The sequence below is a fragment of the Hydrogenoanaerobacterium saccharovorans genome (genome assembly GCF_003814745.1).
GTDB lineage: Bacteria > Bacillota > Clostridia > Oscillospirales > Ruminococcaceae > Hydrogenoanaerobacterium > Hydrogenoanaerobacterium saccharovorans.
The window spans coordinates 1,108,255-1,120,301 of sequence record NZ_RKRD01000001.1; the positions used below are offsets into that span (position 1 = coordinate 1,108,255).

At 39.2% G+C, this 12,047-nt stretch carries 19 protein-coding genes; 14 read left to right on the forward strand and 5 right to left on the reverse strand.

Annotated elements, in window-relative coordinates; genetic code table 11:
• The first annotated feature begins 348 nt into the window (after nucleotides 1-348).
• Nucleotides 349-639, forward strand: a complete 291-nt coding sequence (locus EDD70_RS05160) for a hypothetical protein (protein WP_092752330.1) — start codon at nucleotides 349-351, stop codon at nucleotides 637-639.
• Here the strand turns inward: EDD70_RS05160 and EDD70_RS05165 are convergent.
• Nucleotides 624-863 (reverse strand): hypothetical protein, encoded by a 240-nt coding sequence (locus tag EDD70_RS05165; RefSeq protein WP_092752328.1) that lies wholly within the window; start codon nucleotides 861-863, stop codon nucleotides 624-626. The two genes, EDD70_RS05160 and EDD70_RS05165, sit on opposite strands and share 16 nt — an antisense overlap.
• 182 nt (nucleotides 864-1,045) lie before the next feature.
• On the opposite strand from EDD70_RS05165, the gene EDD70_RS05170 reads away from it, so the two are divergent.
• From EDD70_RS05170 to EDD70_RS05200, 7 genes are all read left to right on the forward strand, one after another.
• A complete protein-coding gene (locus EDD70_RS05170) occupies nucleotides 1,046-1,309 on the forward strand; it encodes a hypothetical protein (protein WP_092752326.1) in 264 nt (87 codons plus the stop codon).
• Entirely contained in the window at nucleotides 1,306-1,548 is a 243-nt protein-coding gene (locus EDD70_RS05175) for a hypothetical protein (RefSeq protein WP_092752323.1), read from the forward strand. Before EDD70_RS05170 ends, EDD70_RS05175 begins: the two co-directional genes overlap by 4 nt.
• A 227-nt stretch (nucleotides 1,549-1,775) precedes the next feature.
• Nucleotides 1,776-2,576: a rolling circle replication-associated protein gene (locus EDD70_RS05180; protein ID WP_092752321.1), complete on the forward strand. Its 801-nt coding sequence runs from the start codon at nucleotides 1,776-1,778 to the stop codon at nucleotides 2,574-2,576.
• On the forward strand, nucleotides 2,545-2,853 hold the full coding sequence (locus tag EDD70_RS05185; protein WP_092752318.1) for a hypothetical protein: 309 nt from the start codon (nucleotides 2,545-2,547) through the stop codon (nucleotides 2,851-2,853). Before EDD70_RS05180 ends, EDD70_RS05185 begins: the two co-directional genes overlap by 32 nt.
• Before the next feature lie 143 nt (nucleotides 2,854-2,996).
• Nucleotides 2,997-3,653 (forward strand): sporulation initiation factor Spo0A C-terminal domain-containing protein, encoded by a 657-nt coding sequence (locus tag EDD70_RS05190; protein WP_092752316.1) that lies wholly within the window; start codon nucleotides 2,997-2,999, stop codon nucleotides 3,651-3,653.
• A 29-nt stretch (nucleotides 3,654-3,682) separates the two neighbouring features.
• Nucleotides 3,683-4,129, forward strand: a complete 447-nt coding sequence (locus EDD70_RS05195; RefSeq protein WP_092752314.1) for a hypothetical protein — start codon at nucleotides 3,683-3,685, stop codon at nucleotides 4,127-4,129.
• Nucleotides 4,130-4,278: 149 nt separating this feature from the next.
• The gene (locus tag EDD70_RS05200) at nucleotides 4,279-5,007 is read left to right on the forward strand and encodes a DNA-methyltransferase (RefSeq protein ID WP_242943079.1); all 729 of its coding nucleotides are present in this window, start codon (nucleotides 4,279-4,281) and stop codon (nucleotides 5,005-5,007) included.
• Between the two features lie 163 nt (nucleotides 5,008-5,170).
• Here EDD70_RS05200 and EDD70_RS05205 read toward each other — a convergent pair whose 3' ends face one another.
• Together EDD70_RS05205 and EDD70_RS05210 are read right to left on the reverse strand one after the other, a co-directional pair.
• Complete coding sequence (locus EDD70_RS05205) at nucleotides 5,171-5,701, reverse strand: YdeI/OmpD-associated family protein (RefSeq protein ID WP_092752312.1); 531 nt, start codon at nucleotides 5,699-5,701, stop codon at nucleotides 5,171-5,173.
• 315 nt (nucleotides 5,702-6,016) lie between these two features.
• Nucleotides 6,017-6,628 carry a Crp/Fnr family transcriptional regulator gene (locus EDD70_RS05210; protein WP_092752310.1) on the reverse strand — a complete coding sequence of 204 codons (612 nt, stop codon included), beginning with the start codon at nucleotides 6,626-6,628 and terminating at the stop codon, nucleotides 6,017-6,019.
• Nucleotides 6,629-6,738: 110 nt separating this feature from the next.
• Between EDD70_RS05210 and EDD70_RS05215 the strand changes: the two genes are divergently transcribed.
• The gene (locus EDD70_RS05215; RefSeq protein ID WP_092752308.1) at nucleotides 6,739-7,221 is read left to right on the forward strand and encodes a permease; all 483 of its coding nucleotides are present in this window, start codon (nucleotides 6,739-6,741) and stop codon (nucleotides 7,219-7,221) included.
• Entirely contained in the window at nucleotides 7,218-7,931 is a 714-nt protein-coding gene (locus EDD70_RS05220; protein WP_092752306.1) for a permease, read from the forward strand. The genes EDD70_RS05215 and EDD70_RS05220 overlap by 4 nt, the downstream gene beginning before the upstream one ends.
• Nucleotides 7,932-8,198: 267 nt before the next feature.
• Here EDD70_RS05220 and rsgA read toward each other — a convergent pair whose 3' ends face one another.
• Complete coding sequence (rsgA, locus tag EDD70_RS05225; protein ID WP_092752304.1) at nucleotides 8,199-9,269, reverse strand: ribosome small subunit-dependent GTPase A; 1,071 nt, start codon at nucleotides 9,267-9,269, stop codon at nucleotides 8,199-8,201.
• A 384-nt stretch (nucleotides 9,270-9,653) separates the two neighbouring features.
• On the opposite strand from rsgA, the gene EDD70_RS15060 reads away from it, so the two are divergent.
• Nucleotides 9,654-9,794 carry a DNA methyltransferase gene (locus EDD70_RS15060; protein ID WP_242943078.1) on the forward strand — a complete coding sequence of 47 codons (141 nt, stop codon included), beginning with the start codon at nucleotides 9,654-9,656 and terminating at the stop codon, nucleotides 9,792-9,794.
• Nucleotides 9,795-9,887: 93 nt separating this feature from the next.
• On the opposite strand, the gene EDD70_RS05235 is transcribed toward EDD70_RS15060, so the two are convergent.
• Nucleotides 9,888-10,319, reverse strand: a complete 432-nt coding sequence (locus EDD70_RS05235) for a hypothetical protein (RefSeq protein ID WP_092752301.1) — start codon at nucleotides 10,317-10,319, stop codon at nucleotides 9,888-9,890.
• Between the two features lie 180 nt (nucleotides 10,320-10,499).
• On the opposite strand from EDD70_RS05235, the gene tlp reads away from it, so the two are divergent.
• The 3 genes from tlp to terS all read left to right on the forward strand — a co-directional run bounded on the left by tlp (nucleotide 10,500) and on the right by terS (nucleotide 11,928).
• Nucleotides 10,500-10,727 carry a small acid-soluble spore protein Tlp gene (gene tlp, locus EDD70_RS05240; protein WP_092752298.1) on the forward strand — a complete coding sequence of 76 codons (228 nt, stop codon included), beginning with the start codon at nucleotides 10,500-10,502 and terminating at the stop codon, nucleotides 10,725-10,727.
• Nucleotides 10,728-10,822: 95 nt separating this feature from the next.
• Nucleotides 10,823-10,987, forward strand: coding sequence for a hypothetical protein (locus EDD70_RS14900; RefSeq protein ID WP_162840806.1), 165 nt, complete (start codon nucleotides 10,823-10,825; stop codon nucleotides 10,985-10,987).
• Between the two features lie 194 nt (nucleotides 10,988-11,181).
• On the forward strand, nucleotides 11,182-11,928 hold the full coding sequence (gene terS / locus EDD70_RS05245) for a phage terminase small subunit (protein ID WP_092752295.1): 747 nt from the start codon (nucleotides 11,182-11,184) through the stop codon (nucleotides 11,926-11,928).
• Nucleotides 11,929-12,047 lie beyond the last annotated feature (119 nt).

Consider the following 12,047-nt stretch of genomic DNA (forward strand, 5'->3'; position numbering starts at 1 on the left):
ACATAATTCAATAACGCTTCCGGAAGCATGGGTGTATATGTTGATAAATCAGCTTAAAGATCATATCCACGAATGGAAACGACTTCGATAATTTTGTTTTTAGGAACAGTGCTGCACCGTGCTCGTTGAAGCCAACGCCTTAAATCTTGCTTAAGTTCAAGTTCGGTTAATTTCCGATAAGCACGAACGCGAAATGTAAAATTGAACTCATCAATTTTTAGCGTAGAAACAATATTAGGAAATTTCATATCTATGATTACACCCCCATCCTTTGTGTATTTATACTAGGGCTTACGGTGGGTCGGATGCTTTAAAGAGTGAGATTAAAAACAAGAGAGGTAAATTGGAATGAAAATTATAACAGTAGTTACCATGATTAATAGCGATGAATGTAAAACGGATATTAAACTCAAAAAAATACTGCAACAAATTTCAGCAATTTGTAAGCCTGCTAAAATTGTTGCAGTAAAAGAAATGAGTAAGCGTGCACTCCACTATCATATTGTAATGAGCGACAACTGCACAATAGATATGCTCAAAAATTGGGCAGGAAAGATATATGAATTTGGGTGCGAAGAACGAGACGGAATAAGATTTATAAACAGAGTAAAAGGAAGTCCTATTTATAAATCTACATAATGATAGGCATATTGAGGCATTAATTCCAGTTCCAAATAATCATACCCAAGGTCGGGAGAAACAACTGCACACGCTATTCCGGCATCCTCGAAATGCCGAGCAGCAGAAAGCAAAAGTTCTTTTTCCTCCTTATCTTCGGGTAAATCAAAACATACAAGGAACTCATCAGATTGAAAACTGTCATAAAGTTTTTTGTAGAGCTTCTTTTCATAATCAGTAAACATTAGAAACACCTCCCTTCGCCCAAATTCTACCACATTTTACAAAGAGATGCAATCGAGATCAAAGACAAGCCCTACCATTAAGAAAAGAGGGAGGAACATGGAAATAGGCTGTATCGTAATCATCACATTTATGTGCTTGGCAGATGCCATCACGGAATACATAACAGAGAGGTTGAGATTCCATGCGCGTATTAAGCGTCGAAGAACTCAAATTGCAAGATTTCACCGCAGCCATTGAGCTGTACAGCAGAAAAAAGAAAATCAATGTCCCATTTGGGGATGACATGTATCGAATCACCGGTATCACATTCAGCGGAATTGCTGCTCATTTCAAATACTGTATTCGCCTGAAACAACGCGATGGGCTGGGCAGAATCACGCTGGCGGGCGACCGTGACAGTATCAATGTGTTTTCCTATCACAAAGAAAGGCGTGATGCAAGATGACAAAAGAGGACAAGCCCATTTTGCAGACAACTGCAAAAACAAGACGAGCGGGCAAGCCGTATGTAGCAGAAAAGTTTAAGCGGGAATTGTGCCGTGCGGTGCAAAAGTTGAGTTTGCCCGAATGTAAATCACTGCCCAACGAAGTACAAATGCTCATCAAGCTGCCGAACACCACCATCCGCGAAACCTTAGTGCGTACAAACAGGGGATGGATGACCGAAAAAGATGCGATGGAATAGGGGAACGTACCTTGAAAAAAGAACATAAAAAAACAGCCTGTTTCCCAGCCGACCAAAGCAAGAAACAAACTGTTTAATCAATTAGACAATGCCGTCTTTTTGTACATTAATTGTATCAAATATGACGGCATCTGTCAACCTAAAAAACCGCGCGGGGATGCGCTTTCAGTGACTTTTAAAGATATTAAATAGTCGTAGTGCAGCCCGCGCAGCAAGGAAGTGAAGCCGTGAAATACAAACACCAGTATCTCATCAAGGAAGTAAAAGCAGGGGATACCATCGAGGTATTCAAAACACAGTCATCAAGATACGGATATAACATCCCGCGCAAAGAAAATACAGGCAGTACTCCTGATGCAGTGGAAAAGAACAATCAGCGCTTAGCAGAAGATACCCTGCGGCAGCTTATCAATGAAAACTTTCAAAACAATGACTTACATGCGATACTCAAATATTTCATAGAAAACAGACCAAAAACACCCGAGCAGGCACAAAAAGACGTGCAGGCGTGGATACGCAGGCTGAGGGTAAAACTGAAAAAGATTGGTGAAGAACTCAAATACATATACGCCATAGAGATTGGCGAAAAAGGCGGGGTACATGTCCACGTCATCATAAACTACGTAGATATCCGCATTATCAAAGAAACATGGCCGCTCGGCTCGGTGTATTTCGTGCCTTTGTACTCTGATGGACAGTACAAAGACCTTGCAAACTACATCATCAAGCAAACAAGCGAAATGTACAAGAAAAAGGGATGGAGCGGGCGCAGATACACACCAAGTAAAAACCTGAAAAAACCCAAAGTGGACAAACGCAGGGTAGATGCCAAGTCGTGGCGCAAAAAACCGAAACCGCCAAAAGGCTATATGTTCGACCCATCGTTCCCCCTCATAAACGGCGTGTGCGAAGTAACAGGGCTGACATATCAGCGGTACGGGTTTATCAAAATCAAGACGTACAAAGAGCGGTACCAGCAAAGGAGGTTGCCAGCGAATGACTTACAAACAACTGAAAGAGCACTTTGATATAGAGTGCCTTTACCGCCGCGTCGAGCGCAACTTGCGCGTTGGAAAGATAAATCCTGAGCGGGTGCGCCACTGGGTGGAGGATACCGCAAAAGCAACGGTGCCGCAGAATATGTCAAGAGCACAAGAGTATACGGACGCCATCATCGACCACTGTAATCGGTGGATAGATTATCTTGTCAAATACCCCGCAACAGCAGATGATGACGACTATCTTCCCAACCAAAAAGTAGAGCAGCTAAGAATTGAAATGATAGGAGCGGGAGAGATAACATAGCAAGCCTAAAATGCTTAAGACCGCAAGAGGAGTAAAAACAATTATTGCAATCATTAACCTTTCACAATCTGAGAATATAAGGGATAATAAAAAGATGTCTACATAAAAGTGTAGATAAATTGACATTGAGGAGAAATGACAAAATGAACAAAACAGACATCCAACGCATCATGCTCGAATTGGGAATCCCAACCTCAATTAAAGGTTTCACCTTACTAACCGATGCAATAAACTTGTACACGGAAGCAGACAGCATGATGGACCTCTACGAAAAGTTAGCACGCAAAAGCGAAACCACGCCAAGCAGAGTGGAGCGGAATATAAGGCACGCGATCAGTGCCGCATATAGCTGCGGGAATACAGAGCTGCTTAGGCGCATGTTTAAATCGTCAACGGGCAAGCAACCCAATAACGCACATTTTATCCCGAGAATTTATTTAAAGCTTTCACAAGAAAAACAATCGGCTTCAGAGTTTGAGACAACGCCGATAGTTTACATATGCTCGCCCTGCAGGGGAAATGTAGCCGAAAACCTCAACCTCGCACAGATGTACTGTGTTTATGCACTGAACAACGGGTGCACGCCAATTGCGCCACACCTCATGTTTCGCCACCTGCTCAGTGATGATAAGCCAAAAGAGCGGGCGCGGGCACTTGCAATAGGGATGCAACTGTTGGGCTTATGCCACGAGGTGTGGGTATTTGGCAACACGATTACAGAGGGCATGCACGGCGAGATTGATTATGCAACAAAGCACAACATCAAAATTGTGTACAAGCGATTATTGCAGAGTCGATAAAAATAAATCCAACAGTGGGAGGTGACGCGTTGAAGAAAAAAGAATTATCACAGCTTTTTTATCTTAACAAAGAGATTGCGCAGTTAGAACAGCACAAGCAAGAGTTACAGCACCAAATACGCAATCTAGGCAAAACATCGGATACCGTGAAAGGCTCGAGCACATCCTATCCGTTTGTGCTACACAGTATTCTTGTAACAGGTATACGCTCAAAAGATAAAGAGCGGGTGTTAAGACTAAAAGCAGATCTTGCGGACATAGAAAAGCTAATCGATCTGCGAAGCCAACAATGTGTAGTAGAGTACAACCGGCTTATGCGCTACATAAACACCATTGATGATAGCTTGATACGTCAAATACTCACACTGAGATTTGTCAACAATTTACCGTGGAATCGAGTTGCAAGCAATATAGGCGGTAGCAATACTGAGGACAGCGTGAGAAAAGCTTGCGTTAGATTTTTACAGAAAAACTAGAAGTTGTCCGATATGTCCGTTTTTTGAATGTTATTATGTACTTATAGAAATAGATGAGATTCACCTGCATGGAGAGCGGGTGAATCTCATTTTTCTATGTCTGACAAGGAATAGCGCACCTTCAATTAAAAACATTGGAGGGAAAAAACTTGGAGTTAAACAAAATCTACAACATGGACTGCATTGCAGGGATGGCGGGGCTGCCGGACAAAAGCATTGATATGATATTAACTGATTTACCCTATGCTGTAACGAGCTGCCGTTGGGATGCACTCATACCATTTGACCTGCTTTGGCAACAATACAAAAGGGTAATTAAAGATAACGGCGCAATCGTTTTAACTTGTATCCAACCATTTACGACCGACCTTATCAACAGCAACCGCAAGATGTTCCGTTACTGCTGGTACTGGCGCAAAAATCAAGCAACGGGGTTTCCGTTTGCAAAAGTGCAGCCGATGCGCTGCATGGAAGACATTGCGGTGTTTTACAAGAAACCACCGATCTACAATCCACAAGGGCTTATTGCATTGGAAGAACCGGTCATACACCGCCGCAATGAGAGCGGGGACAAGATTTATAAAATGAGGTCGTTAAGCAATGAGTACGTTACACGCTACACCAATTACCCACGTAATTTATTAGAGGTAAAATGCGAGCGGGGTTTACATCCAACACAAAAGCCGGTGCAGCTGTTCGAGTATCTCATTCGCACATACACCAACGAGAACGAAACGGTACTGGACAGTTGTATTGGAAGCGGCACAACCGCCATTGCTTGTATCAACTCAGGGCGCAATTTTATCGGCTTTGAACTGGACGGGGGGCATTACAACACAGCAACTAACCGAATAGAGCAACACAATACAAGCAAATAAGCAATACATCCCTAAGATACTCTTGACTATTTTGGGTATGTAACAAAGCAAGAACCGTTGCATCAAGATAAATGATATGCAACGGCTCAATTTCGTGTTAGCTCTGATTTTATTTGGTAGGTAAAATTAGATAGATAGACTGGCATTTGTTATTTTAAAACTTTTAGATTATTCTACCATAATCGTTCCATTCACCATACATTTTATTTTCTCTGCTTGTTTCAATCAGTTTATTCAGTCTGGTTTCAAAGGTATTGATTTCTATTTTCTCTCTCGCCCATTCAATATTGTCAATGCGTATTCTTTGATAAAGCAACGGGAAATGGTTGAAGTTCTCCCAAGCCTGTTTATCGACTTGCAATCTGTCTAAAATATCTTGCGAAATCATAAAATCATCATGGTTTTTCGGTATCGCTTTTAATCCTTCATCCGTCATAAGCCCTTGTTCTATTAAATATTTGCACCTTGCAATATTCAAATAGGTCCAATGTGATTTTTTACTTCTGGGCATCAGTTTTTGACAGGGTACACCATTGATATTTTTACAAGTTGTATCAATCCACCCAAAACATAACGCACAATAAACAACATCAATATAACTAAAATCTTGTCCATTTGGTTTGCCTCTTTTTGAATTTACCCATACATGTGATTCTGTTTTATGATTTTTCTCAAGCCATGTATATAATTCCATAAAATCATTAACTTCTATTTGAGTTTCCAGTGTGTTTTCACTCCTCAATAAATTCTATATTAGCTTCTCAAGCGTTAATTTTCACTACTGCCGTTTAGCCAAAATTTTCTTCGGTAGTTATATGAAATAAGTTTACCATATTAAAGTGAGAGCTTCAACTCTCAAATTATGAACAATAGAAAGGAGGACCACTATGAAACCTAAAATCAGACCACCGCCCTTTTGCAAAGATACTCTGGACGATTTTGGGTATTTAGGCAAAGCAAGAGCCGTTGCATCAATCGAAAGATGCAACGGCTTTATATAACTTTCTTTTCAATCAAGTATCTCAATCTGTCGATTATCTATCTTAATAAGTCCTTCATCTTTCATTTGTTTTAATTCGCGAAAAAGAGAAGGTCGTTGAACACCGAAGTAATCCGCTAATTGTTTTTTGCTGACCGATAGAGTGATTGCTTTTGAATTTTGCTCTGCTGCCAATGCACTAAAGTAATCTAGTAAGTTTTCTCGTAATGATTTTTGTGTGTATATAGTAATCTTTTTATTCATGCCTTGCGAGTTCAAGGAAATACTTTTTACAAAATTTATTGTGAACTGATAGTCATGTAATAACAATTCCACGTCACTTTTATTGATATGCAAAAGTTCGCTGTCTTCTGTACAGTAGATGTTCATAGGGTAATGATTCGCATTACCAAAAAGAAGATTTGCACCGATGATGCTGTTTTTTTGAAACTCAAATATTACATTTTCTGAGCCGTTTTGCGACAGAGCATAGGCAACCAAGTTCCCAGACAGTACAATGTCCATGCTTTTGCAGATTTCTCCTTGTGCATGTACCGTCATACCTTTTGTGTATTTTTTAGGAAGAATATTTATTTGTTTCAATACCGATTGATTCACTCCGGTAAAAAAAGGAACATCCATTACATTCACTCCCCCCTTTTAAATATTATATTAAAAAGAAACATACGTGTCTATTATTACGCCGATAGTTTTTGTATGATGAAAACATAATCGAAAAAAGGAGTAGAGATATGGATATTTTCACAATTGCTATTTGGGTAATTACTGCCGGTCTTCTTGTTTTTTCTTTTGTAAAAGATAAAGCAAAGACAAAGGATGCACTTAAAAAAGCATTATTTATGGGTAGAGGCATGGCTCTATCTATCTTTGCAGTTATCTTTGCCATAGGACTGATATTAGCGGTACTGCCACCGGAGCAAATTGCTGACATCATTGCCAAACAAAACGTATTTGTAGCAACCATAGCCGCAGCTGCATTCGGTACAGTTACCTTAATCCCTGCATTTATTGCCTTTCCACTCATCGGAACACTTGCTACTGCCGGGGTAGGAATTATGCCATCGGTGGCATTTTTGACAACGCTTACCATGGTTGGTGTTGCGACATTTCCACTTGAAAAACGAGAGTTTGGCATAAAATTTGCGGTTACTCGCAATGCACTGAGCTTTATATTTGCTATTATTATTGCAGTGATTATGGGGGCGATTTTATGAGTAAAGCAGTAAAGTTTATAAAGAGTAATCTATTCCTACTTTCTGTCGTGATTGCTTATTTGGTGCTTACAATCATTCGCCCACCGCTTGGTGTTTTGGGTATCAAAAACAGTGGGTATTACATCAAAGAAATGCTCATGATTATGCCTGTGATATTTGTGTTGACAGCACTACTCGATACATGGGTGCCCAAAGAAACAATTATCAAATTTTTGGGTAGAGAAGCAAAAACAAAAGGTATGGTGTTGTCCTTTTTACTTGGTAGCATATCGGCAGGTCCAATCTATGCCGCGTTTCCGTTTTGCGTTATGCTACACAAAAAAGGAGCATCAATCAGAAACATTATAATTATTTTAAGCTCATGGGCAGTGATTAAAATACCGATGCTACTAAATGAAGCAAAGTTTTTAGGGTTAAAATTTATGATTGTTCGTTGGATAATCACCGTCATTGCTATCTTGATTTTTGCAAATATTACAAACAAAATTGTTAAAGATAAAGATTTGCCACAGCGTAAAGTTAAGGAAAAAAGTGGTGTGACTATAAACCGTGATGCGTGTATGGGATGCACAATTTGCACTAAGAAATATCCACAACTTTTCCAAATGGATAGCAAAAAAGCCACTGTAAAAGAATACAGCGACCTTGATATGGAGTTGCTGGATAGTGCTATAAAATCTTGTCCTGTAAAGGCGATCGAATACAATTAAAGCAGAAGAGAGTCTGCGTATCTTATTGGGATACACAGGCTCTTTCGATTTGTGCGTTGTTTTTTACTAAAGCAACTAATTCAACCAACTAACATGAACAAGGAGGTGATGAACACAAAAATTTGCTTACACCCTTTTGCAAGGATTGACTGGACTATTCTTGGATTATAGGCAAAGCAAGAGCCGTTGCATCTTTGTGCTAATGCAACGGCTCAACTATTTATAATTTGAATTTTCTCACTTGTATGTGCATTATGGTTTTTCTTCCTATTTGTTTTTGTGTTGCTCTTTGGCAAACTTACGCATATTTTTCATGCCGCCAACATTCTTGAACATACGCTCTAACTTTTTAACCTCAATCTCTTTGGCATTTAGGCCGTCATAGCCTGCTTCGATTTTGAGTTTACAGTAATTTTCAAATCGTCTGCTGTCAAGAGTGCCATTTGCTAAAGCATCCAATATGGCACAGCCTGGTTCATTGGTGTGAGTGCAATCACGAAACTTACAACGACCTGCAAGCTCTTCAATATCATCAAAGGTTTTGCCTAAGTCCACACTCTCAGCTCCCAGCTCTCGCATACCGGGTGTGTCGATGAGAACCCCGCCAAAGGGTGAGGAAAACATTTCTCTGCCAGTTGTGGTATGCCTGCCCTTATCCGCTTTTCCAATATCGGCGGTTGTAAGAACATCTTCACCTAACAGCTTATTGATAAGAGTGGATTTGCCTACCCCCGAAGAACCGATAAATGCAGAAGTAGTACCTGATTTGAGATATTTTGAGAGTGTTTGCTCAATATTTTTGTCATATACAGAAAGAGGTATTACATCGGAAAAAGAAGATACACGCTCTACCACGTTTACTGCTTTCTCTAAATCCTCACATAAATCAGATTTAGTAAGCAGAACAACAGGGGTAGCACCGCTGTCCCAAGCCACGCTGAGATAACGCTCCAAGCGACTAAGATTGAAATTATTATTGAGGGACATGCAGATAAAAACCGTGTCAATGTTAGCGGCTACACTCTGTGCCTGACCACTTACTCCCACAGCAGTACGAAGAAAAACACTTTTGCGTGTCAATACATGATGGATAATCGCATTGCCACAAGAGGCGTCTACTGAAACCATTACAAAATCTCCAACTGTGGGAAATTTTGCAAGCTCTGTGGTTTCGAAGCGCAATTTCCCTGAAATTTCAGCTTGCATTTCACCATGCACGGAGACAATTTTATACAGCCCTCGATATTGTGCGGTAATACGAGCTATTGATAGCTCAGGATACATGCCAGCTTCATTTGAAAATCGATCAGTAAGACCGTAATTGTTTAATATATTCATTTATTTAACCTCCTATTGATAAATCCCGTATAGGAAGGAGGTGTTGATACTTATTTTTTCAAAACCTCCTTCCACATTACAATCTCCATTTTACTGTTGTCTATTTTCATAAAACATTCTCCTTTCAATGTTAAAATTTAATGATTCACAGCAATTTACTTTACTATAAAATATAATTATATCATTGGTAAAGCAAAGATTTCAAGCACACAAATATGAAAAATAAAAAGAGGTAACTGTCATGAAAAATAAAATCCGTTCACCGTCCTTTTTGAAGGGCACTCTGGACTATATTGGGTTTATAGACAAACAAAAACCAGTAGAGCTGTTTAATACCTTATCAAAACCTATACAAATGCGGAAGAAACAGTACTGGATATGTGCATGGGTAGCGGTACAACCGCCATTGTGTGCATCAACTTAGGACGCAACTTTATCGGCTTTGAACTGGATGAGGGGTATTATAATACAGTAAGCAACCGAATTAAGCAACACAATACAAGCAAAAGAACAATACATCCATAGTATAATCTGGACTATTTTGGGTATATAACGAGTAAGAGCCGCTATACCTTTTGAGGTGTAGCAGCTCTAAAATGTTAAGATTAGTCAGGATTTTTATTTTAAGAAGAGTTTCAACTGTTCAATATTATTTTGCTCTGTTTTAAGCAATTTATCAGCTAATTGGAGTATTTGCTGGTCTGCATCATTATATTTTTGTATATTCTTTGTAGCATTAATAATACCCATCGTGCTACCTTGAATTAACATTTCCGAAATGTGACAAGGAGATTTGTCCATTAATGTTTTCATATTAATTGACATATACGCTGAAATCTTTGCCATGCTTCCAATACCTTTTTCTTCATGTCCGAATTCTTTTAGTTTTTGTAGAGCTAATCTATTTAAACTTGTGTACTCATTGAGCTGTGAATGTAAATATTTATTAAAATCATGATCTTCAACAATCTCTATTAATTGATTAAGAGTTTCTACTCCCATTTGAGAATTTTGGTAAATATAGTTCAGTAATTCAGTATTTCCATCCATAAACAATCACCTCAAACATAGAGTATCCAAGTATTTTTAAATTATGTAAATTACATTATCATACGGCGAATAATCGGATAGCTAAACATTAATAAAATAAAATTTTCAAATTTTTCATTCAATAATCTTCTAACAAATTCAAATAATAAATAGACAAATGATTTTAAAGGAGTTAATAAATTGAAAAACAATCCGGATAACCGAAAAGATAACGTTGAAAGAATACAGCGAAATATTGATTACACAATCAGCAACATTCACCGCGCCAACGAAGTGATTGACGAGACTTCCGACGAAAATGCAAAAAGAGAACTACAGGCAAAAAATGAGAGAAGAGAAAAAGCTCTGGAAGGTATGCGTCATGAAATTAAAGACGAAGCTGAATACAGAAAAAATTCCGAGCATTAAATCTTTAAAAAAACAATCGAATAGCACAACACCATCAAGCCTTGCGGATTTAACCGCAGGGCTTGATTTTTTACGTAACGAAAGCGGGTGAAAGGATGAAACACAGAAAACCATACGATTGCGAGGGATGCGACTGGAACAAAGAAAAAGAGTGCGGAAGAAGATTTTGTATTTACCCAAGATGTTTTTATGAGCCTGTTTTGCAATCAACTGTAAACAGTAAGACGGTTAAAAATAAAGGTACACAATCGGAACGCTAAGGTGAATTGAATTATAAAAGAAAAACCGGCTATCAAAATTGAGATAAAGGCTCAAGCTTAGATTATAAAATGGCTTGTGTCTGCGCTTTATCAATCCAAGATAATGAACCTAATTTAATTTTAGGCTCTTTTTTTATTTCCGTTTATCCACAGAAAGTGAAAAGAGCAAAACAAACGAATGGGGGTGAGGCGGCGTGGCAAGACCGCGCAGTCCGCAACGGGATAAAGCAAAAGAAAAATGGCTGCAATCTTGCGGGAAAATTACAGTAAAACAGCTTGCAGAAAGTATGGGGATACCATCTGCCCGGATACGCAAATGGAAGAGCGAAGATAAATGGCGGGATGAACTTGACGAGATACAGTCAAAACGTTGTCGTGGCGGACAACCCGGCAATCAAAACGCTGCCGGAGCGGGCGCGCCGATTAAAAACAATAATGCAGAAACGCACGGTGCCTACTCCACGGTTCACCTTGATGACCTACCACAAAAAGAGCGGGAATATATTATGTCAATTACTCTTGACACCAGAGAAAATATGCTTAGAGAATTACAGCTGCTCATCGCCAAAGAAAGCGACTTGAAAAAGAAGATGAAAGCTTTAGAAACCGAGAGCGACGAAGCATTACACATTGATAAAGTTGTTGAAATGCTGGTACCAGAGAGTGATACAGCATTTAAAACCAATATGAAAACCGTAATGAAAGCAAGTTCGTTTGACCGAACCATGAAGCTGGAAGCTGAGTATAACAAAATACACGGACGAATTATTAAGCTACTTGACAGCATCAAGTCATATGAACTTGAAAAGCGCCGCATTCAGTTAGAAGAACGTAAGTACAATCTTGCAAAGCAAAGGATAAAAGGGGAATACGAAATCAACCCAGAAACGGGTGAAATTGATGACGAAAGTGACAATCTTTGCGCAGAACTAGAGGTTTAATGCTATACCAAATTAGGTACTTCCAGCGATAGTAAGCATTGCGGGTACGTCGAGCCCCGGCGTTTGCTTAGCCACAAGAATTTTTTAAACGCTTCCGGGGTTGCCGAAATATTTTTAAG